We start from the raw sequence: 23565 nt of genomic DNA, 5'->3' as shown, positions 1-23565 counted from the left end.
CCGCCCGTATCCGTCACGCTCCGTTCCGGGTCGGGCGTCATCCCCCGGCTGGCCGGAAACAGGCATCCTGCGTCTCTCGTCCCCCTCGACCCCACCGTCGTGTTTCGGTCGCCCCCGGGGCCCGTCCGGCCGGTCCCGCCGCGTCCGGCCCGTCGGCCGCACGCGTCCCACCAGCGGTGTCCCCACACCCCGCGTCCGTCCCTCTCGCCCCACCCGGCCCGGTGTCCCGTCCCTTCCCGAAGAAATTCTTGTCCGAATCATTGACGCACCTTCGGCCCCTCCGTAACTTGTGCCAGCAAGCGCTTACTTGAAACGATTCATGCGAGCGGGGCAACGTGCGGGGAGGTCCAACCGTGGTGAACGGCAGGAATGTTGACAGGCGTACGGTTCTGAAAGCGGCCGGAGCCACGGCGGCGACGCTGGGGCTGGCCGCGACCACCGGCTGCGGTGGTGACGGAGGGGCGTCCGCGGACGGGACGGTGACGATCCGTTATGCGTGGTGGGGTGCGGAGGACCGCGCCGAGCGCATCAAGAAGACGATCGCGCTGTTCGAGAAGAAGTACCCGAAGATCAAGGTGAAAACGGACTTCCAGCCTTATCTCGACTTCTGGAAGAAGTTCAACACACAGGCCTCCGGGGGAAATCCGCCGGACGTCTTCCAGAATGCCGTCGGCTTCCTCCGTAAATACGACGCGAAGAACGTCCTGCTCGATCTCAGCGCACAGGTCGAGGCCGGCAACCTCCGGATGGAGGGATTCCGGGCGGGTCTCGAGAAGTTCGGCGAGATCGACGGCAAGCTCCTCGGAGTTCCCGTCGGTTCCAACTCCATGGCCCTCGTCATCGACAAGCCCGTCTACACCAGGGCCGGCGTCAAGCCCGAGCAGGGCTGGACCTGGGACGAGTTCGAAGCGGGCATGAAGAAGATCCGCGACAGGACGGGCCGCGCCGGCGACAGCGGCATGTACGGCGTCATGTACCTCTACGACCTCTACCTGCGCCAGCACGGCAAGGCGTTCTTCACCGAGGACGGACTCGGCTTCACCGAGGCGGACCTGACGGACTGGTGGACGAAGGCCGAGCAGGGCGTCGAGGAAGGGCTCTACGCCGACCCCAAGAAGGTCGCCCAGATCAAGCCCAAGTCGGCGCTCGCCGCCGAGCTCTGCGGCAGCGAGTTCACCTGGGACAACTTCACCGTCCGCTACAGCGCCGAGGGCAAGAGCGAGTACGCCCTGGCCCCGATCCCCACCACGGACGGCAAGAAGACGGGGCAGTACCTCGGCTCCCTCATGCTGAGCGCCTCCAAGCGCACCCAGCACCCCGAGCAGGTCGCCCGGTTCATCGACTTCATGGTGCACGACCCCGAGGTCGCCAAGATCATGGGCTACGACCGCGGCGTGCCCGCGACACAGGCGCAGTTCGACGCCTACCGGCCCACCGACGAGGTCAACAAGGCGATCGCCGCCTACGAGGAGTCCCTCGTCGAGGCGGGTGCCTTGGAGCCCATCACGCCGCACCCGAACGGCGCGGACATCTGCGAGTCCGCGTTCCTGCGCATCGCCGAGGAACTGGGCCTCGGCAAGCGGTCGGTGGACGAGGCCGTCCAGCAGTTCTTCACCGAGTCGAAGACGGCTCTCGGCACCTGATGGGAACCACCGTGACACACGCCCCTGCGATGGAGGGCCTGTCCCGGGACTCCGAGCCGCGGCACGGTCCGGTGAAGCCCGCGCGCCCCGCCGCCCTCAAGCGGCGGCGCCGCCGGGAGAACCTGGCCGGCTACCTCTTCATGTCCCCGTGGATCGCCGGGTTCCTGCTGCTGACGGCGGGCCCGATGGTCGCCTCCCTCTACTTCGCGTTCACCGACTACAACTTGTTCGACCCGCCGAAGTGGATCGGCCTCGACAACTTCTCCGAGATGTTCGCGGACCCCCGCTGGCGCCACTCGGTGCAGGTCACGCTGTGGTACGTCGTCGTGGGCACGCCCCTCAAGCTGATCGCGGCACTCGCGGTGGCGCTGCTCCTCGCCCAGAAGCGGCGTGGGCAGGCCTTCTACCGGGCCGCGTTCTACGCGCCGTCGCTGATCGGCGCGAGCGTGTCCGTCGCGATCGTGTGGAAGGCGATCTTCTCGGACGACGCGGTCGTCGACCGTACGCAGAAACTGTTCGGGATCGACGTCGGCGGCTGGACCGGCGACCCCGACATGATCATCTACGCGCTGGTGGCGCTGACCGTCTGGCAGTTCGGCGCCCCCATGGTCATCTTCCTCGCCGGTCTCAAGCAGGTCCCACGGGAGCTGTACGAGGCGGCCGAGGTCGACGGGGCCGGCACGCTACGGCGGTTCTGGAACATCACGCTGCCGATGATCTCGCCGGTCCTGTTCTTCAACGTCCTGCTGGAGACGATCCATTCCTTCCAGATCTTCAGCTCGGCGTACATCGTCGGCGGCGGCGCCGGGGGCAACGCCTGCGGTCCGGCGGACGGTTCGATGGTCTACACCTGCTATCTGTACGTCCAGGGCTTCGAGAACAGCCGGATGGGGCTGGCCTCCGCGATGGCCTGGCTGCTGCTGATCGCGGTCGCGCTGGTGACGGCGGTGCTGTTCTGGTCCCAGAAGCGCTGGGTGCACTACGAGGAGGGCGCCTGATGAGCTCCCCCGATCTTTCGGCTCCGCTCGATCAGGGGGCACCCCCACGAGCCACCGAGGTCGAGTCCGCCACCGGGGCGCTGCGCCGCAGGCTGCCCGGGTCCGTCGCCTGGCACGTCGGTTCCCTGCTGATCCTCGGGGTGATCCTGTACCCGGTGGTCTGGGTCGTCGGTGCCTCGTTCAAGAAGAGCGAGGACATCGTCGGCAGCCTGGACCTGTTCCCGGGCGACCCCGTCACCACGAACTACACGCGGCTCAGCGAGGGCATCGCGGACATCGCCATCTCCACCTTCTTCGCCAACTCGCTGCTCCTCGCCGTGGGTTCCGTGGTCGGGATCCTGGTGTCCTGCTCGCTGACCGCGTACGCCTTCGCGAAGATCAGGTTCGCGGGCCGGAACCTGCTGTTCACGCTGATGATCGGCACGCTCCTGCTGCCGTACCACGTGCTGCTGATCCCGCAGTACGTGCTGTTCCGCAACATGGAGATGATCAACACCTACACCCCGCTGCTGCTGGGAAAGTACCTGGCCACGGAGGCGTTCTTCGTCTTCCTGATGGTGCAGTTCATGCGCAACCTGCCCAAGGAACTGGACGAGGCCGCCCGGCTCGACGGCTGCGGGCACCTGCGCATCTACTGGTCGATCGTGCTGCCGCTGTGCCGCCCGGCCCTGATCACCAGCGCCATCTTCACCTTCATCAACTCCTGGAACGACTTCATGGGCCCGCTGATCTACCTGAACGAGCCCGACAAGTACACGGTCTCGCTGGGGCTGAAGATGTTCGTGGACCAGGACGCCGTGGCCAACTACGGCGGCATGATCGCCATGTCGCTGGTCGCGCTGCTGCCGGTCCTCGCCTTCTTCCTCGCCTTCCAGCGCTATCTGATCGACGGCATGGCCACCTCGGGTCTGAAGGGCTGAGGCGGGCATGGCCGGAACACGGGTGAAGGCACGGAGCGAGTCGAAGGGCTGGGCCGGGTTCGCGGTCTTCGCCGAGTGCCTGCTGACCGGTGTGTGGAACGCGGTGGCCTCGCTGGGTGTCGTGACGTATCCGGCGGCCTTCGCCGCCGGGGCGCGGCACCTCAGACGCCGTACCGCCCACGAGGGCGGCGGCCTGCGCGAGTTCGTCGCCGACTTCGGCGCGGCGCTGCGCCGCGGCTGGCTCGTCGGGCTCGCCGGGTGGGCGGCTGCGGTCGCGGTCTGGGTCGACGTCCAGGCGGCCCGCGCGGGCATCCCCGGCGGGCCGCTCGCCGGGGCCGTCGGAGTCGTCGCGCTGATCGGGCTCGTCGTGGCCGGGCTGCGCGCGGCGGCGCTCTGGGAGCCGGGCGCCCGCTGGCGGGCGCTGCTCGCGCGGGCCGGGCGGCGGACCGTGCTGGACCCGGCCGGCTCCTTCCTGATCGTCGCCGGACTGGCCGTGGTGGCGCTGTCCGCCTGGTTCGCGACGCCGCTGGCGGTCCCCGTCCTGGGCGCCGTCGCGGCGGCGGCCGTCGCCGTGGAGGAGCGGTACCGGCACCGCTGACGGCGGTGCCTCCCCTTCCCGGGCCGGCGCCCCCGGGCGCCGCGCCCCCATCTGTCATGCACCTGACCAGCTATGGACGCGCATCCCGCACGGACGAGGAAAGGCAGCAACCCCTATGTCTCCCATTCCCCGCAGATCCCTCCTGAAGGCGGCCGCCGTCGCCGGAGCCGCCGCCCAGTTCAGCTGGGCGCTGGGGACGCAGGACGCCCAGGCCGCGCCCGCGGCCGCGCCCGCCGACGCCGACCCGGTGGTCCTCGACTGGCTGGAGGACGGCGGTCTCGGCGCCGCCCCCGGCTCCACCGTCGGCGTCCCCTGGCCCAAGGGCGCGTACCGGGAGGACCAGACCTTCGCGCTCACGGACGCCGACGGCACCGCCGTGCCCGTGCAGTCGTGGCCGATCGCCTACTGGCCCGACGGGTCCCTCAAGTGGACCGCGCACGCCGTCGGCTCGGGCGACGGGAAGCTCACCCTGCGGGCCGGTACGCCCGCCGTGCCCGAGAAGAAGGTCACCGTCGTGCGGCGCGGCGGCACCGTCGACGTCTCGACCGGCGTCATCACCGCGAGGATCGGCACGTCCGGCTCCACCCTCGTCAAGTCGGTGACGCGCGGCTCCACGGAGATCGCCCGCGACGGCCGCCTGGTGCTGATCCGCCAGCCGGAGTTCGAGGACGAGGACCAGGGGACGGTCAGGACCGAGCGCTTCGACGGCGCCCTGTCGAAGGTCGAGGTCGAACAGGACGGCCCGGTACGGGCCGTCGTCCGCATCGACGGCAAGCACCGCAGGGGCGACCGCAGCTGGCTGCCGTTCTCCGTCCGGCTCTACTTCTACGCGGGCGCCGACTCCTTCCGCATGGTGCACACCATCACCTACGACGGCACCCAGCAGCCGGGCAAGTCCTCCGGCGACTTCGTGCGCGGCCTCGGCGTCCGCTTCACCGTGCCGATGCGGGACGAGTCCTACGACCGCCACATCCGCATCGGCGGCGACGGCACCGGCCTGCTCCGCGAGGCCGTCAAGGGCATCACCGGACTGCGCCGCGACCCGGGCGCGGCCGTGCAGGCGGCCCAGTACGAGGGCAGGAAGCTGCCCGACCCGGCCACCTGGGACCAGCGCGTCACCACCCGCCTGCAGTACATCCCCGAATGGGGCGACTACACCCTCTCGCAGCTCTCCGCCGACGGCTTCACCCTGCGCAAGCGCACGAAGAAGGGCTACGGCTGGATCGGCGCGGGCGGCGGCCGGCGCGCCTCCGGCTTCGGCTACGTCGGCGGGGTGAGCGGCGGACTCTCCTTCGGGCTGCGGGACTTCTGGGAGAAGTACCCCGCCCAGCTCGACATCCGCGACGCGCACACCGATGCGGCCGAGGTCACCCTCTGGCTCTGGTCGCCCGAGGCGCAGCCCATGGACATGCGCTTCTACCACGACGGCATGGGCCAGGACACCTTCCCCGAGCAGCTCGAAGGCCTCAACATCACCTACGAGGACTACGAGCCGGAGTTCGGCACCCCCTACGGCATCGCCCGCACCTCCGAGCTGCTGTTCTGGGCCAACGCCTCCACCCCGAGCGCCGAGACGCTCGCCGAGCAGGTCGAGGCGGTCCGGGTGCTGCCGCAACTGGCCGCCCCGCCCGCGCAGCTCGTCAAGGCGGGCGTCTTCGGCAAGGGCCTGTTCGCCGAGCCCGACCGGTCCACCCCGGCCAAGGCGAAGATCGAGGACCACCTCGACTTCCTCTTCACCTACTACAGGGACCAGGTGGAGATGCGCCGGTGGTACGGCTTCTGGGACTACGGCGACATCATGCACACCTACGACACCGTCCGGCACCAGTGGCGCTACGACGTCGGCGGCTACGCCTGGGACAACTCCGAGCTGTCCCCGGACCTGTGGCTCTGGTACGCCTACCTCAGGAGCGGCCGCGCCGACATCTTCCGCTTCGCCGAGGCCATGACCCGGCACACCGGCGAGGTCGACGTCTACCACCTCGGCAAGTGGGCCGGCCTCGGCACCCGGCACGGCGTGCAGCACTGGGCCGACAGCGCCAAGCAGCAGCGCATCGCCAACACCACCTACCGGCGCTACTACTACTTCCTCACGGCGGACGAACGCGTCGGCGACCTCATGCACGCCAACGTCGACAGCGACGAGACGTTCCTCGTCCTCGACCCGATCCGCAAGATCCGCACCGAGCCCTACACCCCCGACCGGCACGCCCTGTCGATCGGTTTCGGCACCGACTGGTCCGGCCTGGTCTCGGCGTGGCTGACCGAGTGGGAGCGCAAGGGCCCCAAGTGGGAGAAGGCCAGGGCACGCGTGCTGTCCACGATGGAGACCATCGCCGCCCAGCCCAACGGTTTCGTGCAGGGCAGCGGCCTGTACGACCTGGACACCGGCCGGTTCGCCGTCGCCGCCCAGCCCAAGGTGGAGGTCTCGCACCTGTCGGCCGTCTTCGGCCTGAACGAACTGTGTGCCGAGCTCATCGACCTCGTCGACATGCCGAAGTTCCAGGAGGCCTACCTGGACTACTGCCGCTACTTCAACGCCACCAAGGCCGAGCAGGCGGCCCGCTACGGCAGCAACTTCGGCTCCCTGATCCTCTTCCAGGGCCACTCGCGCCTCGACGCCTACGCCGCCGTCCGCACCGGCGACGACCAGCTCGCCCGGCGGGCGTGGGACAAGTTCTACAACTCCGACGGCTACAAGGAGTCCGCGCCCTGGAAGACCGAGAAGCTGAGCGGCCCGCTCACGCTGGTGCCGGGCAGCGAGGCGCCGTGGGTCTCCACCAACGACACCTCGCTGTACGGCCTCGCCGCGATCGAGAACCTGGCCCTGCTGGGGGACAGGATGCCGTGACGGACGGCCGGACGAGCGGTTCCCTCCGTGCCGGCGCGGCGGGAACCGCTCGTCCTAGTCGATGATCTGGTTGAAGAACAGCACGGCGGGGGCGACCACCCCGCCTCCGACGCTCACCGCGACCGGCCACACGTTGCCGGCCAGCACCGCCAGGACGGTGGCACCGACGCCGACCAGGGCAGCCAGCAGAAAGACGATCGCGGCGCGCTGACTGAGGAGCGGCCCGTCACGGCCGGGCCCGCGACGACCGGCCTGTGCCACCTCGGTGCCCCCCTACCCGACGACGGGAACGGTCTCGTGCGGCCGCCGCGGCGGCACGCCGCCGGCAGCCGGGTCCGGCACGTCCCACGGGTCCTGCGCGGGACGCAGCAGTTCGAAGTGGACGTCACCGCCGTCACCGCTCGTCCGGAACCCGTGCACGGCGGGTTCGGGCAGGCTGTTGTAGTGGAACGGCGTCGAGAAGTAGTAGGCGCCGGTGTCCGGGACGCTGACGAGGTCGCCCGGTTCCAGCAGCGGCAGCGGCCGGTCACGCGCCAGCAGGTCCCCGGCGAAGCAGGCGGGCCCCGCGACGTCCTGGCGGAGCGGCCCGCCCCGCTTGGCCCTGCCGCTCCCGTCGTGCGCCTCGATGCGCAGGGGCCAGGCGTCGGGGTTGAACACCGTCCGGGTCGCCACCTGCACACCGGCGTGGGTGACCGCGATCCGCCGGCCGCCCATGCTCTTGGTGTACTCGACGTACGCCGCGGTGAACCCGTTCTTGGCGAGGACGGACCGCCCGAACTCCGTGACGATCTCGTACCGTCCGGAGAACAGCGCGGGAGCCTGGGCGCGCAACTGGCGGACGTAGGTGTCGAAGGTCGGCGTGGTCTCGTCGTCGGCGAAGTTGACGGGCAGTCCGCCGCCGATGTCGATGCCGACGACCTGGCGCCGCCCGAGCGAGGCGTTGACCTCCTCCGCGAACGCCACGGCCTGGGCGATCCCGCCGGCCATGAGGTCGAGCGGGCAGCCCTGGGAACCGGCGTGGGTGTGCACCCAGGTGAGCCACGGGTGGTCGTGGTAGGCGCGCAGCAACCGCTGCCGGCTGCCCGGGTCCGCCAGCGGGACGCCGAACTTCGACGTCGTCGTCGCCGTGCTCATCGCGGCGATGCTTCCGCCGCCGAGCTGGGAGTTGACCCGCACCCCGATCCTGGAGGCCGGGACGCGGCCGGCCAGCGCCCGGTCGATCCTCGCCAGTTCCTGGTAGTTGTCCACGTTGACGGTCACACCCAGGTCGAGGGCGTACCGCAGTTCCGCCTCCGTCTTGGCCGGCGAGTCGAAGACGATGCGGTCCGGTGCGAACCCGGCGGCCAGGGCACGGGCCAGCTCGCCCGCCGTGGCCACCTCGCAGCCCATCCCGAGCCTGCGCAGCTCCGCCAGTACCGGCACCAGGGAGTTCGCCTTGGCGGCGAACGCGTGCAGCACCGGCGGTGACGAGGGGAAGGCACGGTGCAGGGACGCGACGGTCGCTGCGACGCCGTCGAGGTCGACGAAGCCCGCCAGCTGGGACCGCTCGGGGTCCAGCAGTCCCTGCCGCACGGCTTCCTGGAGGATCCGTTCGCGCCGCGCGGCGGCGGGAGTCAGTCCGGTCATGATGAGCCCTTCCGGTGTCGGTGCCCCGGACCGCTCCGGGGTGGAACACCAGGCTGCTGTCCGCACCGGGCAGGCGTCTTCGTCGCATCGTCAAGGTCCCGGGTCCCCTCCCTGGCCGCCCGGCCCGTCGACCACCCCGGTCGGCGCGGCCGTTGTCGGATGCGACAAACGGACGCCCTTCACATGGTGGCTCCGGCCGAACGGCGAACCGCGCGGCGGCGTCCCGGCGGCCGGCCGTTCAGGGGCGTGCGCGGTCGGCGGCCTCGCCCAGACGCAACTGGACCTGGGCGAGCAGCCGGGCGTCGGGGTCGCCCAGGTCGAGGCCCGAGACCTGGGCGATGCGGCGCAACCGGTAGCGCAGGCTGTTGGGATGCACGCCCAGCGTGCGGGAAGCGGCCGACACGTCACCGAAGTGGTCGAGGTAGGCGCGCAGGGTCTCCACCAGGCAGCTGCCGCCGTGATCGGCGTCGAACTCCCGCAACCGGGCCACCGAGGTCCGCGGCGGCAGCGCCACCTCGCGCAGGGCCTCCACGATCTGCAGGACGCCCACGGTGTCCGCGACGTCCTCGCTCCGCGCGACGGCGAGCGGCCCGGCGCCCGCCGTGAGCGCCTGCAGCGTCCGCTCGGCCGACCTGCGCGATGCGGCCGCCCGGGCCAGGCCGGGGACCACGTCGCCGAGCCCCACCTTCACCGCCGGGCCGATCGTCGCCGACAACTGACCGGCCAGTGCGGTCCCGAGCCGCCGCACCTGGGCGTCGGCCCGCCCCGGCTCGCGCTCCAGCCCGCTCAGCAGCACCAGGGTCCTGCCCCCGGCCGGGATCACCACGACCCGATGGCCGAGGGCCGCGCAGTGCAGGCTCAGCAGGCTGTGCAGCCCGGACGGGTCGTCGTCCGCCGGGCGGTCGGCCCCCGTTCCCACGGCCAGGACCGCGCAGGGCTCACGGGGCGGCAACCCGGCCCGCTCCACGAGCACTTCGACGGAACCACGGTCCTCCAGCAGTGCCCGGGCCGCGTCCTCCACCAGCCGGCCGTCCGAGCTGTGGGTGCGGTGGTGCAGCAGGTGAGCGGCCGCGGCCCGGACCGCCGCGCGCAACGTCTCCGCGGCGTTCGGGGCCAGCGGGCGGCCGCCCACCGCCGCCACCCAGAGGGAGCCGAGCACCTCGCCGCCCGCCCGGACGGCGCCGACCAGACGCTCCGGATCACCGCCGTGGGCCGGCCGGTGCAGGACGTCGTCCGCACCCCACAGCGCCTGGAAGAAACCCGCCTCCCGCATGGCCGCCACCCGCCAGGGCGGCACGCGGCGGCCGAGGATGGTCAGCCGGCGCATCTCGTCCACGTTCTCCTCCGTGGAGGAGTACGCCAGCACCCGCGACTCCGTGTCCTCGATCGTCACCGAGCCCCCCACCAGGGCGGCCACCGCATCGGCCAGCGAGTCCAGATCGCCCAGGCGCAGGCCCCCGGCGGCGGGCACCGGGGGAGCGCCGGCCGCGGCCAGTCCCGCCCTCAGCACCCCCACCAACTGCGCCCACGAGCACCAGGCGGTCCGGAAGAGGAGGGCCGTGCCGCTCTCCTGGGCCGCCGTCTGTAACGCCCGGGCGGCGAAGTCCGGCCGGCCCGGACCGAACACCACCCCCGCCGCACCGGCCTCACCGGCCCGGCGCACCACGTCGACCGCATGGGCCGAGCGCGGGTCGACGCCGACCGCGAGCACCAACTCCCGCGCCCTGATCAGGGGTTCCAGGGCGTCGAGCACCTGGACACCGGTGATCTCCGTCCGTAACCCCGCCGGGGCCGAGTACAACTCCACCGCTCCCGCGCCCACCACCGAAAGCAGGCGCTCCAGCGTCCCCGTGGAGCTCGTGCCCGGTTCCGGGGCCACCTTCGAGTCCGTCATGGCGTCTCCCCCCTGGGTCCCTGCCCGGCCCTGCCGCTGCCCGGCGGCCGCCCGGAAACCTGCATGACATCACGGTCCCCGGCCGCGGTCGAGAGGCCCCCGGGCGCCCGGAGGCCGCGCACGGGCCCGCGCGGGCGCCCTAGCTCATCCTCCCCAGCACGTCCCGCACCCGGCGGACGTCCCGGATCCGCTGCTCGTACGTCGCGCCGAGAGCGAGCAGCAGGAGTCCCGCGAGGGCGGGCGGCGCCCAGCGGGGGAGCGCTCCGGTCACCTGCACGACGTACGGGGCGAGTTCGTGCAGCGTGACCAGGGCCAGTACCGAGCCGCCGAGCACCAGCGGCGCCTGGAGGTGGTGCCGGGCACCCAGCAGGGTGACCAGCAGCGCGGCCGTGCCCAGCAGCAGCGGGCGCGTCCAGTGCGGATCGGCCCAGGCCGCCACCAGGCTCGGCAGCCCGGTCGCGGCCAGCCCCGCACCGTACGCCGTCCACGAGGAGCACCGCGGGTCGCGGCGCCGGCGCAGGGCCCCGACGAGCAGGACCGGCAGGGACACCGGGAGCGTGTACGCCTCGGGCGTGGAGACGTCCCAGGCGGCCAGCCGCACCCACGCGGCCAGCACGAACAGGGCCGTGGCGGCGTAGCCGGCCGGACGCCGGCCGGAACGCAGCGCGGTGCCCGCGGCGATCACCCCGCACAGGGCCAGCACCAGGGCGAGCAGCGGCGGGTCCGTCACGGCGAGGCCCACGGCGAGCAGGCCGGTGGCGGCTCCGGTGCTCTCCACCGCCACCACCGCCCGGGGCTCGGCCAGGCGCGCCGCGAGCAGGGCGGCGGCCGCGGGTACCGCCAGGACCAGCAGGGCCGTGCGGGCCGGCGGCCAGTCCACGGCGGCGCCCGCGGACCCGGCCAGCGCGGCGGCGCACACCAGGGCGGCCGGGGCGGTGAAGGGGGTGAGCCCCGTCCGCCAGGAGAACGCGGCGAGCAGGGCCGTCAGCACGGACAGCACCACCAGCGTCGCGGTCTGCGAGGCGAGCGAGATCAGAGCGAGGTCGACGGCCGTCACCAGCGCCAGGACGAGGGCGGTGATCCGCCCCTCAAGCGATCGTGTGGTCCGGGCCGTGGCCAGCGCGGCCGCCGTCAGGACGACGAGGACCGACATCCCGGCGACGTACGGGACCGCGAGGACCGCGGGCAGCAGCAGGGCGGCGGCCCACAGCAGACCCAGCGCGCCGAGGCGGGCGCGAGGCCGCCACCGCTGCTCACGCACCACCAGCGCGAGCACCGCCGCGACCGCCGTCAGCACCAGGGGAGCCGTCACCGCGTCCGGCGGCCACGGCGCCTCGACGGCGACCGCCGCCCGCGCGTCCGACGGCGCGCCGCTCCACACCCGGCCCAGCAGACCGGCCGGGCCCAGCACCACCAGGGCGAGAACGGGCAGCGTCCACAGCAGGGCCAGGGCCTGGACGGCGGCGGAGGCCCACAGCAGACCGCGTCGCACGGGGTCCGGCAGCCGGGCTGCCCCCAGCGCCGCCAACAGGGCGACAGCGAGCGCCAGATGAACCGGGACGACCCACTCCGGCGGCACCACCGTGCGCGGCACCCCGCCGAGTGCGGCGACGGCGAGCAGCCCCGAGGCGATCGTGAGGCCGAGGCAGTGCGCGGCTCCCGCGCCGCGCCAGGCCGTGACCAGGGCGATCGCCGCCGCGAGCAGCAGCAGCGCGCCCGCCCGCGCGGCGGAGCCCGGACCGCCTGCCGTCAGGGACAGCCAGCCGGCGACGAGGACACCGCACCCGCCCGAGCCGTACGCGCCGACGACCGCCGGGATCCGCACGGCGGGGGCCGCCACCCGCAGCGCCACCACCGCGTCCGCCCCGGCCGTCGTCAGCAGCGCGAGCGCGATCACGGACGGACCCGCGTCGGCGGCCAGTGCCGTCAGCAGCAGCGGGAACTGGGCCGCCGCCAGGGCGGCGGGCAGCGGCAGCCGCAGCGCGGCCGTGGCCGGCAGCAGACCGTACGCCGCCCACAGCCCGGCCAGCACCGCCGTCGCGGCCGCCGCGTATCCCGTGCCGTCCGTTCCGGCGAGGGCCGCCTCGTGCAGCGCGTACGCGTCCAGGACGGTCAGGGCCAGCCCGAGCCCGGCCACGGCCTCGGCCGTCGACCGCAGTCCCCGGCGCAGCAGCACCGCCGGCACCGCGAGCGCGGCCAGGGTGACCGCGCCGAGCACCAGCGCCCGCCCGGTGATGCCCAGGTGCCCCCAGCTGACCAGCGTGAAGACCGCCGCCGCGAGCGTGAGCAGGACACCGCCCAGCACCAGGAGCACGTTCTGCACGCTGGGCGCGGCGGTCTCCGGGCGCGCCGCCGCGGCGGACGGCGTGCGCGGGTGCGCCCAGGGCCGCGACGGCTGCCCCGTCTGCTGCAGGGCCGCGACCAGCCAGGCGCGACGGGCCAGCAGGTGGGCCCGGCGGGCGTCCAGTTGCCGTAGTTCGGCGTCGAGGAACCGCAGTTCCTCGGCCGGGGGCGGAAGGTGCGTCATGGCACGCAGTGTGGCCCGGGTCACCGCGCCGGGCATGAGTGCCGGTACTCAGGCGCGTACTCAGCCGGTACCGGCCGCTGAGTGGGCAGACTGCGGGCATGGACTGGAACCACTACCGCTTCCGCAGCCTGTGGCCCCTGCCCGCACCGCCGGCCGCCGTGTTCGAGGTGCTGCGGCGCCCCGAGGACTACCCCCGCTGGTGGCGCCAGGTCCGCGAGGTGACCCGGCTCGACGACACCACCGGAACGATCCGGATCCGCTCCGTCCTGCCCTACGACATGACCTTCACGGCACGCCAGGTGCGGAGCGACCCCGCGGCCGGGGTGCTGCAGATCGACGTGTCCGGGGACATCGAGGGCTGGGCGCGCTGGACGGTCACACCGCACGGGACGGGCAGTCTCGCGCGGTACGACCAGGTGGTGAGCGTCACCAAGCCGCTGCTGCGGCGGTTCGCCGTACCGGGACGGCCCCTCTTCCGCGCCAACCACGCCCTGATGATGCGGTCGGGGCGGCGCGGACTGCTCCGGCACCTGCGAACGGTTTGAAGGAAGCGTGCCGGGACCTGTATGGTTCAGTGCGTTCCCGGGCGATTAGCTCAGTGGGAGAGCGCTTCGTTCACACCGAAGAGGTCACTGGTTCGAACCCAGTATCGCCCACCGGAAACAGCCGGTCCGTCGCAGACGGACCGGTTTTTTCATGCCCTCATGCCCCGCATGAGCCTCACACCCCGCGCCGCGTGCTCAGGCCGCCGCCGGCAGGTCCGGACGCAGCGGCCAGGCCGGATCGACCGCCTCGTCCACGCCGCTGCGCGCGAACCACGCCTGCAGGCCCCGGGCCTGCGCCGCGTGCCACACCGCCTGCAGCGTGTGCAGCTCACCGGGCGCGAGCCGCTCCAGCCGGGACGCGAACCGGCGGCCCACCGCCCGGGTCACCTCCAGCGCCGCCACGGCGTCCGCCGCCGCGTCGTGCGCGCCCTCCAGGGCGACGCCGTAGTGCGCGCACAGGTCCGTCAGGGTGCGGCGGCCCTTGCGGTAGCGGTCCAGGTGCTTGTCCAGGACCCTCGGGTCGAGCACCAGCAGCGGCGCCGACTCGAACCAGCGGCCGAGCGCCGACGCCCGGTGGCGGCGCAACTCCCGGTCCAGCATGGTCAGATCGAACGGCGCGTTCATCACCACGACCGGACGCCCGACATGGGCCTGCTCCGCCAGCGCCTCCGCTATCTCGAACATCACCGGCGCCGGCCACCGGCCGTTGCGCTGCAGGTGTTCCTCCGTCAGCCCGTGCACCGCCGTCGCCTCGGCGGGCACCGGCACTCCCGGGTTCACCAGCCACCGGCTGACCCGCGGCCGCATGCCCGGGGCGTCCTGGACGACGACGGAGGCCGACACGATCCGGTCGGTCTCGACGTCCACGCCCGTCGTCTCCGTGTCGAAGGCGGCCAGCGGCCCTTCGAACCAGCACGTCGTCATAGCCACACAACCCCTCGTTCACCCTCGGCAGTTGACATACCGTCCGCTGCCCGATCCGGTGATACCCGGGCTGTTTGCGCCGTACGCCGGAAGGAGACAACAGGAGTACGGGTCGGTGCAGTTCAGCGGCCCGCAGCGGGGAATCACTTGTTCTGGAAGGCTGTTGGGCCATGGCCATAGCGCAGCCCGAACGGGGCGGGCTGCTGCCCGAGAGCACGGCTCCCTCTCGCGGCTCTCTCGCCACCACCGCCTGCATGGAGACACTGCAGGTCGGTTATCTGCACGCCGTCGCGGCGGCCGCCGGCTGCTCGCTGTCCCAGCCCTTCCCCGACAACGGCATCGACTGGCACGTCAGCCACAGCGCCCCCGGGCACACGGTCGACGACGAGGTCACCATCAAGGTGCAGCTCAAGGCCACCTACCAGGTGCCGCCCCGCCCCCCGGGCCGCACCTTCGCCTTCACGCTCGACAACGACCACCTGGCGAAGCTCGCCCGCACCCCCGTGTCCGTGCACAAGATCCTGGTGGTGATGCTGGTGCCGCGCTCGCAGGACGACTGGCTGCGCGCCGGCCACGACCGGCTCGACCTGAGGCACTGCTGCTACTGGACCAACCTCGCCGGCCACCCGATCACCGGCCGCCGCCGCACCACCGTGCGCGTACCGACCGCGCGCATCTTCGACGACCGGGCGCTGTGCGAGATCATGACGCGGGTCGGGACGGGAGGAAGACCGTGACGCACCGCCCGACCGAGGAACCGGCGAGGCCCGTCCGGCCCCACCCCGTGGACAGCGCCTGGAGCGGCGCACCGCCCGAGCCCGGCGCCGTCGACCCGGCCGTGCTCGGCGCCCTGCTGCGCCGCCACGGCTGGCAGCGCCGCGGCGGCGCCCCGGGCCGCTACGGCCGCTGGACGCCGCCCGGACCCGGCGGCGGAACGAGCCTGCTGGTGCCCGAGAGCCGCGCCTTCCCCGACAGCGAGGACCTGCTCGCCGAGGCACTGGTGGCCCTCTCCCGCACCGGCGCGCCCTCCGCCCGCGAGGTCCTCGTCTCCCTCGCCGTGCCCAGCGACGAGATCCGCTGGTGGCAGGACGTCCCCGACGGGCCGGCCGGTGCGGCGTCCTGGACCGCCGAGGAACGGCTGCGCACCGCCGCCCGCCGGACGCTGCTCGCCGCCGCCCTCGCCACCCGCGCGCGGGCCGGCTACCACGGCGCCCGCCACCGCCGCGCCGCCGCCGCGGCCCTGGAGAACGTCCTCGTCGGCTCCGCCACCGGCGGCCGGCTCACCGCCTTCGTGCCCGTCACCGGCGGCCGCCCCCTCGCCGTACGCCTCCACCAGGCCCTCTTCGCCGCCCGCGAGGCCATCGACTACCAGCGCGCCACCGGCGGCATGGACGCCTTCGACGCGGCGGTCGAGGCCGGGGTGAGCCACGAGCTCACCGAGTCCCTCGTCGCGCTCGTCCGGGGCACCGAGGGCGCCCGGATCGCCGTCGCCTGGGCCCCGGCGGCCGGGGTGCCCGAGGGCTGCGCGCCCGCCGCCGAGCCCGTCGAGTTCTCCCCCGGAGACCTGCCCGCGCTGCGCGAGGCCGGCACCCGCTACCTGCGCGAGGAGCCCGCCGTGCCGGTGCGGATCACCGGGGCGGTCACCCGCATGCGCCGGTCGGGCCCGCGCGGCGAGGGCACCGTACGGCTGCGCGTCCTGGCCGGGGCCGACGTGCCGCACGTCCGGATCACCCTCGACGAGGAGGCCTACCGCATCGCCGGGCACGCCCACCTGGTCGGGCTGCCCGTGCGGGTGCACGGCAGGCTGGAGAGCCGGGGCGGGTTCCGCCGCCTGACCGGGGCGCACGGCGTCGTCCCCGTGCAGGTCGACGACGCCGAGCGGGACCGGCTGATGAAGGAGCTCCAGGAGAACCTCGACTTCTTCGAGGAGGCCTGCGGAGGGGACTGCGGGGACTGATTTCGCCCCGGGTGGTCCCGGGTCGGTACGATCCTTACTCGTGCGTGCGCTCCGGTATGGCGCCGCAGCCCCCTTCAGTCAGGAGAGACCGGTGTCAGACGTCCGTGTGATCATCCAACGCGATTCCGAGCGGGAAGAACGCGTGGTGACGACGGGCACTACGGCCGCCGAGCTCTTCGCCGGCGAGCGCTCGATCATCGCCGCACGCGTGGCGGGCGAGCTCAAGGACCTGTCGTACGCCCTGGCGGACGGCGACGAGGTCGAGGGCGTCGAGATCTCCTCCGAGGACGGTCTCAACATCCTGCGCCACTCCACCGCGCACGTCATGGCGCAGGCCGTGCAGGAGCTCTTCCCCGAGGCCAAGCTCGGCATCGGCCCGCCCGTCAAGGACGGCTTCTACTACGACTTCGACGTCGAGAAGCCGTTCACGCCCGAGGATCTCAAGGCCATCGAGAAGAAGATGCAGGAGATCCAGAAGCGCGGGCAGCGCTTCTCCCGCCGCGTCGTCACCGACGACGCCGCCCGCGAGGAGCTGGCCGGCGAGCCGTACAAGCTGGAGCTGATCGGTCTGAAGGGCTCCGCCTCCTCCGACGACGGAGCGGACGTCGAGGTCGGCGCCGGCGAGCTGACGATCTACGACAACCTGGACGCCAAGACCGGCGAGCTGTGCTGGAAGGACCTCTGCCGCGGTCCCCACCTGCCCACCACCCGCAACATCCCGGCGTTCAAGCTGATGCGCAACGCGGCCGCCTACTGGCGCGGCAGCGAGAAGAACCCGATGCTCCAGCGCATCTACGGCACCGCCTGGCCGACCAAGGACGAGCTGAAGGCGCACCTGGAGTTCCTCGCCGAGGCCGAGAAGCGCGACCACCGCAAGCTGGGCAGCGAGCTCGACCTGTTCTCCATCCCGGAGCAGATCGGCTCCGGCCTCGCCGTCTTCCACCCCAAGGGCGGCATCATCCGCCGGGTCATGGAGGACTACTCGCGCAAGCGGCACGAGGAGGCGGGCTACGAGTTCGTCTACACCCCGCACGCGACGAAGGGGAAGCTCTTCGAGACCTCGGGCCACCTGGACTGGTACGCCGACGGCATGTACCCGCCCATGCAGCTCGACGAGGGCGTGGACTACTACCTCAAGCCCATGAACTGCCCGATGCACAACCTGATCTTCGACGCGCGCGGCCGCTCCTACCGCGAACTGCCGCTGCGCCTGTTCGAGTTCGGGACCGTGTACCGGTACGAGAAGTCGGGCGTCGTGCACGGCCTGACCCGCGCCCGCGGCTTCACCCAGGACGACGCGCACATCTACTGCACGCGCGAGCAGATGTCCGAGGAGCTCGACAAGCTGCTCACCTTCGTGCTGGAGCTGCTGCGCGACTACGGCCTGACCGACTTCTACCTGGAGCTGTCCACCAAGGACCCGGAGAAGTTCGTCGGCTCCGACGAGGCCTGGGAGGAGGCGACCGAGACCCTGCGCCAGGTCGCCGAGAAGCAGGGCCTGCCCCTCGTCCCGGACCCGGGCGGCGCCGCCTTCTACGGCCCGAAGATCTCCGTCCAGGCCAAGGACGCCATCGGCCGCACCTGGCAGATGTCGACCATCCAGCTCGACTTCAACCTGCCGGAGCGCTTCGACCTGGAGTACACCTCCGCCGACGGCTCCAAGCAGCGCCCGGTCATGATCCACCGCGCCCTGTTCGGTTCGATCGAGCGCTTCTTCGCGGTGCTCCTCGAGCACTACGCGGGCGCCTTCCCGGCCTGGCTGGCCCCGGTCCAGGCGCTCGGCATCCCGATCGGCGACGCGCACGTCGAGTACCTGGAGAAGTTCGCCGCGGCCGCCCGGAAGCAGGGGCTGCGGGTCGAGGTCGACTCCTCCTCCGACCGGATGCAGAAGAAGATCCGCAACGCCCAGAAGCAGAAGGTGCCCTTCATGGTCATCGCGGGCGACGAGGACATGTCGCAGGGTTCGGTGTCCTTCCGCTACCGCGACGGTTCGCAGGAGAACGGCATCCCCTTCGACGAGGCCCTCGCGAAGATCCACAAGGTCGTCGAGGAGCGCGCGCAGGTCTGATCGCACGGCGCACGGGCCCCCGGGTGGATCCCGGGGGCCTTTGCCGTCCCCCCAGCTCGACGCCATATGCTGCACTGCATGACGAGTGAGCCGGAGCAGCAGCTGGGAGTGGGGACGCAGGACGCGTTCCAGCGTCTGTGGACGCCCCATCGGATGGCCTACATCCAGGGTGAGAACAAGCCGACCGGCCCGGGCGCCGGCGACGGCTGCCCCTTCTGCTCGATCCCGGCCAAGTCCGACGAGGACGGGCTCGTCGTCCGGCGCGGCGAGCAGGTCTACGCGGTGCTCAACCTCTACCCGTACAACGGCGGGCACCTGATGACCGTGCCCTACCGGCACGTGGCCGACTACACCGACCTGACGGCCGCGGAGACCGCCGAGCTGGGCGAACTCACCAAGCAGGCGATGACGGCCCTGCGCACCGCCTCCGGGGCGCACGGCTTCAACATCGGCATGAACCAGGGCTCCGTCGCCGGCGCCGGCATCGCGGCGCACCTGCACCAGCACATCGTGCCGCGGTGGGGCGGGGACACGAACTTCATGCCGGTGGTGGGGCACACGCGGGTGCTGCCGCAGCTGCTCGCCGACACCAGGAAGATGCTGGCGGACGCCTGGCCGACCAGCTAGCTCAGCCTGCGGGCAGGCCTACCGCTGGGGCGATGGGGGTGCCCCCTGCTCGAGCGAAGCCGAGAGCTCGGGGGAGGGTGGGCGCCGGGGGTCCCCCTGCTCGAAGAGCTTGGGGGAGGCACCCCGCAGCGCCGGGCTGCGCACCCACCCTCGCCCCAGCCACAACGCAGGGCACCTCACCCCCTAGGCGTCGTACACATCCGCCTTCTTCGGCGAAGCATCCTGCACCGCCCCGCTGAGCGCCGCCGACCGCGCCCCGAACTTCTCCACGCTCACCCCGTTCTCCCGCAGCACCTTCAGCGCGGCGGCGTGCACCACCCGCAGCACCGGCGTCGCCGCCCGCAGCGCGTCGTCCGCCATGAACCGGTGCCGCCACGGCTGGTCCGCCCAGGCGTGCCGCAGACCGAACGGCTCCGGCAGCGTCAGGCGCCCGCCGAGCCAGTTCAGCAGCGGCGGGTACCAGGTCAGCGGGGCGCGCGCGGCCAGGCGTACCACCTCGTCGGCGTCGATCAGCGGGAGCTTCACGGTGCGGGTCTCCCAGAAGCGGAGCGACTTCTGCACCGTCTTCTCCCGGGCCGCGGGCTTCTCGTTGAACAGCGAGTTCACCGGGCCCAGGGCGTGACCGGTGACCTCGATGCGCAGCGTGTCGTGGAGCACGGTCACCGTGATCAGCATCGTGATCACCAGGTGGCCGTCCCACAGGGTCCACTGCACGCCCAGGTAGTGCCGGTCGCCGCTGCCGAACTGCTGCTTGTTGCAGATCTCCTGTATGGCGTGGTTCCGGACCGTGTACGCCTCGACGTCCGTGCCGCTGGGGCGGGACACCTCCGTCGCCTTCTCGCCGATCGGCGTGACGACCCAGTGCGTGATGGTCGGCTTCGGGAAGCCGCCGGTGTTGATGGACGTGCGCTCCAGCATGCCCAGACCGCCCTGGATCGCCACGATGACGTCCCAGCTGCGGAAGGGGTGGAAGTCCTTGCCCGGCTCGGCGGAGACCAGCTCCTCGGCCAGCTGCCAGCTGCCCCAGCGCGTGCCCATGCCGAGGATGCCCTTGGGCCCGGCGTAGAAGGCCGAGTTGGAGCGCTGCTCGGCGGCGAGACGGGCCAGCTCCTTGCGGACCTGCTCGGCCGCGTCGCCGGGAGTGCCCGGCACGGCCTCGGGGATCTTCGCGCCGACTCCGCCGCCCGACAGCAGGCTCGACCAGCGCTCGCGCAGATCGCGGGCCGTGCGCTCGCAGACGTGCTTGGCCCAGAACCAGCCGACCACCGGCATGACGATCGCCAGGCGCGCGTACCACCCCCAGAACCCGGTGAACGGCATCCGCAGCAGGAACAGCACGGCCAGCGCGCCCACCGCGACCAGCAGCGTCGTCGCCAGGGCGCCGGCGCGCTTGTCCTCCCGCCTGGCCATGGTGGTGCGCAGCGTGAACACCAGCAGCCACACCAGGAAGCCCGGCAGGAACAGCACCCCGCAGATGACCGTGATCGCCGAGAGCATGTTGTCGCGGTCGCGGCGGATGCGGTGGGCCGCCAGGCAGTGCTCCACGACGACCTGCGGCTCGATGCCGAAGGACTGGATGACCGGCTTGCGCCCGGCGCCCAGCATGCGGTCGATGACCGCGCGGGAGAAGGCCTCACCGAACCGGGGGCGGAAGATCTTCGCCCAGGGGCGCGGTGGGGTCACCTTCGACTGGTGCCACTCGTTGTCGGCGTTGAGGATCTTCGTGACCTCGTCGTCCCGGTACGCCGCCGCGGCCAGGGCATACGTCGCCGCCGTCTGGCCGCTCGCGCCCGCCACGGGCACCTGGGCCCCGGGACTGAAGTCGAATCCGTCCGTCACTGCCGCCCCCATCGCTGCCGCATCTGCATCTGCGGCCTTCCCGACTTCCGCACTCCGCACACCTGTTGATCAGGTCATCAGCGTATCGGCACACATCCGCAGCCGTCGGCGGACGGCCCGCAAGCCGTCCGCCGACCCGGAAGGGAGCCCTCACGGGGGCACTTGGAGGCGCCGGGGCGCCAACTACGAAGCGGCACGCGCCTCTTCGCGCACCCGGTCCGCCACCTGCTGCGGCATCGGCTCGTGGCGCGCGTAGCGGCGGCTGAAGCGGGCCGTGCCGTGCGTCATCGAGCGCAGGTCGATCGCGTAGCGGCCGATCTCGATCTCGGGCACCTCGGCCCGGATCACGGTGCGCCCACCGGGTGTCTGCTCGGTGCCGAGCACGCGGCCGCGCCGGCTCGACAGGTCGCTCATCACCGAGCCCACGAAGTCGTCGCCGACCAGCACCGACACCTCGGCCACCGGTTCCAGCAGATGGATCCTGGCGTCGGCGGCGGCCTCCCGCAGCGCGAGCGCCCCGGCCGTCTGGAACGCGGCGTCGGAGGAGTCCACCGAGTGCGCCTTGCCGTCCAGCAGGGTCACGCGGACGTCGATCAGCGGATGCCCGGCGGCGACCCCCTTGGCGGCCTGGGCCCGTACGCCCTTCTCGACCGACGGGATGAACTGCCGGGGCACCGCGCCGCCGACGACCTTGTCCACGAACTCGATGCCCGAGCCGCCCGGCAGCGGCTCCACCTCGATCTCGCAGATGGCGAACTGCCCGTGCCCACCGGACTGCTTGACGTGCCGGCCGCGCCCGGCCGCCCTGGTCGCGAACGTCTCGCGCAGCGACACCCGGTGCGGCACGACGTCGACCTGGACGCCGTAACGGCTGCGCAGCCGCTCCAGGGCCACGTCCGCGTGCGCCTCGCCCAGGCACCACAGGACCACCTGGTGGGTGTCCTGGTTCTGCTCAAGACGCATCGTCGGGTCCTCGGCCACCAGCCGGGCCAGGCCCTGCGACAGCTTGTCCTCGTCCGGTTTGCTGTGCGCCTGGATGGCCAGCGGCAGCAGCGGGTCGGGCATCTGCCACGGTTCCATGAGCAGCGGGTCGTCCTTCGCGGACAGGGTGTCGCCGGTCTCGGCGCGGCTGAGCTTGGCCACGCACGCCAGGTCACCGGCGATGACGTGCGACACCGGGCGCTGCTGCTTGCCGAACGGCGTCGACAGGGCGCCGATCCGCTCGTCGACGTCGTGGTCCTCGTGGCCCCGGTCGGCCAGCCCGTGCCCGGAGACGTGCACCGTCTGGTCGGCGCGCAGGGTGCCGGAGAAGACGCGGATCAGCGACAGCCGGCCCACATACGGGTCCGAGGACGTCTTCACGACCTCCGCGACCAGCGGCGCGTCCGGATCGCACGGCTTCAGCTCGCGCGGCTCGCCGTCGATCGTCGTGACCCGTACCGTCCCGTGCTCCAGCGGGGTCGGGAAGCCACCGGTGATCAGCTCCAGCAGCTCCACCGTGCCCAGCCCCTGCCGGGCGCCCTCACCCGCCGGGGCGGCGGCCAGCACCGGGAAGAAGACCCCGCGCGCCACGGCCCGCTCCAGGTCGTCGATCAGCGGCTCGACCTCGACGGGCTCGCCGCCGAGGTAGCGGTCCATGAGGGTCTCGTCCTCGCTCTCCGAGATGATCCCCTCGATCAGCCGGTTGCGGGCCTCCTCGATCAGCGGCAGCTGGTCCTCGCCCGGCTCCGACTCCTTGCGCTCGCCGGCCGAGTAGTCGAACAGCTTCTGCGACAGCAGCCCGATCAGACCCGTCACCGGCGCGTGCCCGTCGGGCGCCTGCGGGCCGTGCAGCGGCAGGTACAGCGGCAGGACCGCGTCCGGGTCGTCCGCGCCGAAGGCCTCCGCGCAGATCCGCGTCATCTCCTCGAAGTCGGCGCGCGCCGCCTCCAGGTGCGTCACGACGATGGCCCGGGGCATCCCCACGGCCGCGCACTCCTCCCACACCATGCGGGTCGAGCCGTCCACGCCGTCCGAGGCCGAGACGACGAAGAGGGCCGCGTCCGCAGCCCGCAGACCGGCCCTGAGCTCACCGACGAAGTCGGCGTATCCGGGGGTGTCGAGAAGGTTGACCTTGATGCCGTCCCACTCGACGGGCACCAGGGAGAGCTGCACCGAGCGCTGCTGCCGGTGCTCGATCTCGTCGTAGTCGGAGACGGTGCCGCCGTCCTCCACGCGGCCCGCCCGGTTCACCGCCCCCGCCGTCAGCGCGAGGGCCTCCACCAAGGTCGTCTTGCCCGATCCGGAGTGGCCGACCAGCACCACATTCCGTACGGACTGGGGGCGGTCGGCCGCCTGCGCCCTGCCGGCGGCTCCGGGGTGTGTCTGTGCCTTGTCGCCCATGATCCTGCCTCCCGTGCACGGTGAGGTCACTGTGGGCGCGGACGCGCGGGGCCCTGCCCCGGACTCCGTCCGGGGGCATCCCCAGCGGTGGCGGCTCCGGCGACGCCCGCGGTCATTCGACCTTCCCACTGTCGTCACGGTGCGTCCATACGAGCGACGTCATCAC

The 23565-nt window shown here is 72.4% G+C and carries 17 protein-coding genes and 1 tRNA gene; 11 read left to right on the top strand and 7 right to left on the bottom strand.

Annotated elements, in window-relative coordinates; translation table 11 throughout:
• Window positions 1–353: 353 nt before the first annotated feature.
• From ACPXCS_RS15220 to ACPXCS_RS15200, 5 genes are all read left to right on the top strand, one after another.
• The gene (locus tag ACPXCS_RS15220; protein ID WP_425949704.1) at window positions 354–1643 is read left to right on the top strand and encodes an ABC transporter substrate-binding protein; all 1290 of its coding nucleotides are present in this window, start codon (window positions 354–356) and stop codon (window positions 1641–1643) included.
• Window positions 1643–2641 carry a carbohydrate ABC transporter permease gene (locus tag ACPXCS_RS15215; protein ID WP_425949702.1) on the top strand — a complete coding sequence of 333 codons (999 nt, stop codon included), beginning with the start codon at window positions 1643–1645 and terminating at the stop codon, window positions 2639–2641. The genes ACPXCS_RS15220 and ACPXCS_RS15215 overlap by 1 nt, the downstream gene beginning before the upstream one ends.
• Complete coding sequence (locus ACPXCS_RS15210) at window positions 2641–3561, top strand: carbohydrate ABC transporter permease (protein ID WP_425949700.1); 921 nt, start codon at window positions 2641–2643, stop codon at window positions 3559–3561. The genes ACPXCS_RS15215 and ACPXCS_RS15210 overlap by 1 nt, the downstream gene beginning before the upstream one ends.
• A gap of 7 nt (window positions 3562–3568) precedes the next feature.
• The gene (locus tag ACPXCS_RS15205; protein WP_425949698.1) at window positions 3569–4159 is read left to right on the top strand and encodes a hypothetical protein; all 591 of its coding nucleotides are present in this window, start codon (window positions 3569–3571) and stop codon (window positions 4157–4159) included.
• A gap of 115 nt (window positions 4160–4274) precedes the next feature.
• Entirely contained in the window at window positions 4275–7010 is a 2736-nt protein-coding gene (locus ACPXCS_RS15200; RefSeq protein WP_425949696.1) for a Tat pathway signal sequence domain protein, read from the top strand.
• Between the two features lie 54 nt (window positions 7011–7064).
• On the opposite strand, the gene ACPXCS_RS15195 is transcribed toward ACPXCS_RS15200, so the two are convergent.
• The 4 genes from ACPXCS_RS15195 to ACPXCS_RS15180 form a co-directional block, all read right to left on the bottom strand.
• On the bottom strand, window positions 7065–7271 hold the full coding sequence (locus tag ACPXCS_RS15195; RefSeq protein ID WP_425949694.1) for a hypothetical protein: 207 nt from the start codon (window positions 7269–7271) through the stop codon (window positions 7065–7067).
• Window positions 7272–7283: 12 nt separating this feature from the next.
• On the bottom strand, window positions 7284–8636 hold the full coding sequence (locus tag ACPXCS_RS15190; protein ID WP_425949692.1) for a diaminopimelate decarboxylase: 1353 nt from the start codon (window positions 8634–8636) through the stop codon (window positions 7284–7286).
• A 238-nt stretch (window positions 8637–8874) separates the two neighbouring features.
• Window positions 8875–10530, bottom strand: a complete 1656-nt coding sequence (locus tag ACPXCS_RS15185) for a helix-turn-helix domain-containing protein (RefSeq protein WP_425949690.1) — start codon at window positions 10528–10530, stop codon at window positions 8875–8877.
• Between the two features lie 139 nt (window positions 10531–10669).
• On the bottom strand, window positions 10670–13093 hold the full coding sequence (locus tag ACPXCS_RS15180; RefSeq protein ID WP_425949689.1) for an SCO7613 C-terminal domain-containing membrane protein: 2424 nt from the start codon (window positions 13091–13093) through the stop codon (window positions 10670–10672).
• 62 nt (window positions 13094–13155) lie between these two features.
• Between ACPXCS_RS15180 and ACPXCS_RS15175 the strand changes: the two genes are divergently transcribed.
• The gene (locus tag ACPXCS_RS15175; protein WP_425949688.1) at window positions 13156–13602 is read left to right on the top strand and encodes an SRPBCC family protein; all 447 of its coding nucleotides are present in this window, start codon (window positions 13156–13158) and stop codon (window positions 13600–13602) included.
• A gap of 39 nt (window positions 13603–13641) precedes the next feature.
• Window positions 13642–13713 (top strand) — tRNA-Val (locus ACPXCS_RS15170).
• 84 nt (window positions 13714–13797) lie between these two features.
• On the opposite strand, the gene ACPXCS_RS15165 is transcribed toward ACPXCS_RS15170, so the two are convergent.
• Window positions 13798–14526 (bottom strand): 3'-5' exonuclease, encoded by a 729-nt coding sequence (locus ACPXCS_RS15165; protein ID WP_425949687.1) that lies wholly within the window; start codon window positions 14524–14526, stop codon window positions 13798–13800.
• Between the two features lie 170 nt (window positions 14527–14696).
• Between ACPXCS_RS15165 and ACPXCS_RS15160 the strand changes: the two genes are divergently transcribed.
• From ACPXCS_RS15160 to ACPXCS_RS15145, 4 genes are all read left to right on the top strand, one after another.
• The gene (locus ACPXCS_RS15160) at window positions 14697–15263 is read left to right on the top strand and encodes a DUF4365 domain-containing protein (protein ID WP_425949685.1); all 567 of its coding nucleotides are present in this window, start codon (window positions 14697–14699) and stop codon (window positions 15261–15263) included.
• Entirely contained in the window at window positions 15260–16483 is a 1224-nt protein-coding gene (locus ACPXCS_RS15155) for a hypothetical protein (RefSeq protein WP_425949684.1), read from the top strand. The genes ACPXCS_RS15160 and ACPXCS_RS15155 overlap by 4 nt, the downstream gene beginning before the upstream one ends.
• 91 nt (window positions 16484–16574) lie before the next feature.
• A complete protein-coding gene (thrS, locus tag ACPXCS_RS15150) occupies window positions 16575–18551 on the top strand; it encodes a threonine--tRNA ligase (protein WP_425949683.1) in 1977 nt (658 codons plus the stop codon).
• A 66-nt stretch (window positions 18552–18617) separates the two neighbouring features.
• Complete coding sequence (locus tag ACPXCS_RS15145) at window positions 18618–19178, top strand: HIT family protein (RefSeq protein ID WP_425949681.1); 561 nt, start codon at window positions 18618–18620, stop codon at window positions 19176–19178.
• Window positions 19179–19361: 183 nt separating this feature from the next.
• On the opposite strand, the gene ACPXCS_RS15140 is transcribed toward ACPXCS_RS15145, so the two are convergent.
• Both ACPXCS_RS15140 and ACPXCS_RS15135 read right to left on the bottom strand, forming a co-directional pair.
• The gene (locus tag ACPXCS_RS15140; RefSeq protein ID WP_425949679.1) at window positions 19362–21029 is read right to left on the bottom strand and encodes a hypothetical protein; all 1668 of its coding nucleotides are present in this window, start codon (window positions 21027–21029) and stop codon (window positions 19362–19364) included.
• 171 nt (window positions 21030–21200) lie between these two features.
• Window positions 21201–23399 (bottom strand): elongation factor G-like protein EF-G2, encoded by a 2199-nt coding sequence (locus tag ACPXCS_RS15135; RefSeq protein ID WP_425949677.1) that lies wholly within the window; start codon window positions 23397–23399, stop codon window positions 21201–21203.
• Between the last annotated feature and the right edge of the window lie 166 nt (window positions 23400–23565).

It is taken from the genome of Streptomyces sp. DT190 (genome assembly GCF_049846985.1).
GTDB lineage: Bacteria > Actinomycetota > Actinomycetes > Streptomycetales > Streptomycetaceae > Streptomyces.
This window is presented reverse-complemented; position numbering and strand designations above follow the sequence as displayed.

Bases quoted from the DNA above. Each gene is read 5' to 3' on its own strand.
- ACPXCS_RS15215 (WP_425949702.1), top strand. From the start codon at position 1,643: ATGGGAACCACCGTGACACACGCCCCTGCGATGGAGGGCCTGTCCCGG.
- ACPXCS_RS15210 (WP_425949700.1), top strand. From the start codon at position 2,641: ATGAGCTCCCCCGATCTTTCGGCTCCGCTCGATCAGGGGGCACCCCCA.
- ACPXCS_RS15205 (WP_425949698.1), top strand. From the start codon at position 3,569: ATGGCCGGAACACGGGTGAAGGCACGGAGCGAGTCGAAGGGCTGGGCC.
- ACPXCS_RS15200 (WP_425949696.1), top strand. From the start codon at position 4,275: ATGTCTCCCATTCCCCGCAGATCCCTCCTGAAGGCGGCCGCCGTCGCC.
- ACPXCS_RS15190 (WP_425949692.1), bottom strand. From the start codon at position 8,636: ATGACCGGACTGACTCCCGCCGCCGCGCGGCGCGAACGGATCCTCCAG.
- ACPXCS_RS15185 (WP_425949690.1), bottom strand. From the start codon at position 10,530: ATGACGGACTCGAAGGTGGCCCCGGAACCGGGCACGAGCTCCACGGGG.
- ACPXCS_RS15180 (WP_425949689.1), bottom strand. From the start codon at position 13,093: ATGCCCGGCGCGGTGACCCGGGCCACACTGCGTGCCATGACGCACCTT.
- ACPXCS_RS15175 (WP_425949688.1), top strand. From the start codon at position 13,156: ATGGACTGGAACCACTACCGCTTCCGCAGCCTGTGGCCCCTGCCCGCA.
- ACPXCS_RS15165 (WP_425949687.1), bottom strand. From the start codon at position 14,526: ATGACGACGTGCTGGTTCGAAGGGCCGCTGGCCGCCTTCGACACGGAG.
- ACPXCS_RS15160 (WP_425949685.1), top strand. From the start codon at position 14,697: ATGGCCATAGCGCAGCCCGAACGGGGCGGGCTGCTGCCCGAGAGCACG.
- ACPXCS_RS15145 (WP_425949681.1), top strand. From the start codon at position 18,618: ATGCTGCACTGCATGACGAGTGAGCCGGAGCAGCAGCTGGGAGTGGGG.
- ACPXCS_RS15140 (WP_425949679.1), bottom strand. From the start codon at position 21,029: ATGGGGGCGGCAGTGACGGACGGATTCGACTTCAGTCCCGGGGCCCAG.
- ACPXCS_RS15135 (WP_425949677.1), bottom strand. From the start codon at position 23,399: ATGGGCGACAAGGCACAGACACACCCCGGAGCCGCCGGCAGGGCGCAG.